Here is a 1,884-nt window from a genome sequence, read left to right as displayed (position 1 = left end):
ACCATGCTGCGGAAAATATCACAGGCTTTTTTACCAAGTTTGGTGACGGTGGTGCAGATATTCTCCCTCTTTACCGCCTCAATAAACGTCAAGGGAAACAACTCTTGAAGGAGCTTGGTGCAGACCCAGCACTTTATGAAAAAATCCCAACAGCAGACCTAGAAGAAGACAAACCTGGACTTGCTGACGAAGTTGCACTTGGAGTCACATACAATGAAATTGATGACTACCTTGAAGGCAAAACAATCAGTCCAGAAGCCCAAGCGACTATCGAAAACTGGTGGTATAAAGGCCAACACAAACGCCACCTACCAATTACCGTATTTGATGACTTTTGGGAGTAAAAAGGTCCGGGGGACCTTTTTACCCTGAGCCTAGAAATAAGAAAGCGAAGATGGTCCGGGGACTTTTTTAGCTTGAGCCTTAAGCTTAGAAAGCGAGGTAACATTATGAAAGCAATCGGTACGCAAATATTACAGACAGAACGTTTGATCTTGAGAAGATTTGTGGAGAGTGATGCGGAAGCCATGTTTCAAAATTGGGCTTCGTCTGCTGAGAATCTGACCTATGTCACCTGGGATCCTCATCCTGATGTTGAGGTGACTCGGAATTCGATTCGAAATTGGGTTGCATCCTATACCAATCCCAACTATTACAAATGGGCTATTTGTCTCAAAGAAAACCCTGAGCAAGTGATAGGAGATATCAGCATCGTAGAGATGAATGAGAAAGATTCAAGTTGTGAAATTGGCTATATTTTAGGAAAAAACTATTGGGGTCGTGGTATGATGACGGAGGCCTTGAAAGCTGTGTTAGACTTTTGTTTTACTCAAGCAGGCTTTCAAAAGGTCAGAGCTCGTTACGCCAGTCTTAACCCAGCTTCAGGCCGTGTGATGGAGAAAGCTGGAATGTCCTATCTAAAAACTATTGCCAATGGTGTGGAGAGAAAAGACTACGTTGCGGATCTTATTTATTACCAGATAAGTAGGGAAGACAGGTGATTTCTTTTCTGTTTCTATCAAAGTCAGACCTTGTCTGGCTTTTTTTGTGCCAGATTTCTGAATAAACTGATTAAATTCCTATTTTTCCCTATCATTGCCCCTGTTTTTTCTGGAGTTTTGGAGCTATAATAGTCCTATCAAATCAAAGAATGGAGGAAGGCAATGGACAATGTAATCTTTTTTATCAGTGTTTTTCTTGCTGGAATTCTTTCCTTCTTTTCTCCTTGTATTTTACCCTTGTTGCCTGTCTATGCGGGGGTCTTACTTGATGACAAAGATGGTTCTCAGGTTTCCAGCGGAAAATTTTCAATCTCAGTCGTTAGTCTATTGCGAACTCTGGCCTTTATAGCAGGGATTTCTTTTATCTTTATCTTACTGGGTTATGGAGCTGGTTTTTTAGGCAATTTACTGTATGCTTCTTGGTTTCAGTATGTGACGGGTGCGGTTATCATTCTCTTGGGCTTGCACCAGATGGAAGTCTTACATTTCCAAGGACTTTACAAGGAAAGAAGGCTACAATTAAAGAGACAGGGGTAAAAGGGTAACGGCTATAGTCAGGCATTTTTACTGGGGTTAACCTTTAGTTTTGCTTGGACGCCATGTGTGGGGCCAGTTCTGGGCTCTGTTTTGGCCTTGGCGGCTTCAGGTGGTTCAGGAGCTTGGCAGGGTGCTGGTCTCATGTTGGTTTACACGCTGGGTTTGGCGCTACCATTTTTAGTTCTAGCTCTCGCCTCCAGCTATGTTTTGAAACATTTCCGAAAACTTCATCCCTACCTCGGGACCCTCAAAAAAGTGGGTGGTTTCCTCATTATCGTGATGGGAATCTTGGTGCTTTTGGGAAATGCTTCCATTTTGACTACATTATTTGAATAGAGAGGAAAAA

At 42.5% G+C, this 1,884-nt stretch carries 2 protein-coding genes and 1 pseudogene; all 3 read left to right on the top strand.

The window, feature by feature from the left end; translation table 11 throughout:
* Positions 1-344: NAD(+) synthase (nadE, locus tag GMD4S_RS08445; protein ID WP_000486052.1), on the top strand; the 344-nt coding region annotated here is incomplete at its 5' end.
* Between the two features lie 105 nt (positions 345-449).
* On the top strand, positions 450-1,001 hold the full coding sequence (locus tag GMD4S_RS08440) for a GNAT family N-acetyltransferase (RefSeq protein WP_000643816.1): 552 nt from the start codon (positions 450-452) through the stop codon (positions 999-1,001).
* Between the two features lie 162 nt (positions 1,002-1,163).
* Positions 1,164-1,874 (top strand): annotated as a pseudogene (gene ccdA2, locus GMD4S_RS08435) (thiol-disulfide oxidoreductase-associated membrane protein CcdA2).
* Positions 1,875-1,884 lie beyond the last annotated feature (10 nt).

The organism is Streptococcus sp. GMD4S (assembly GCF_000296955.1).
The sequence above is the reverse complement of the archived record's forward strand: the minus strand, read 5'-3'. Positions and strand labels throughout refer to the sequence as shown.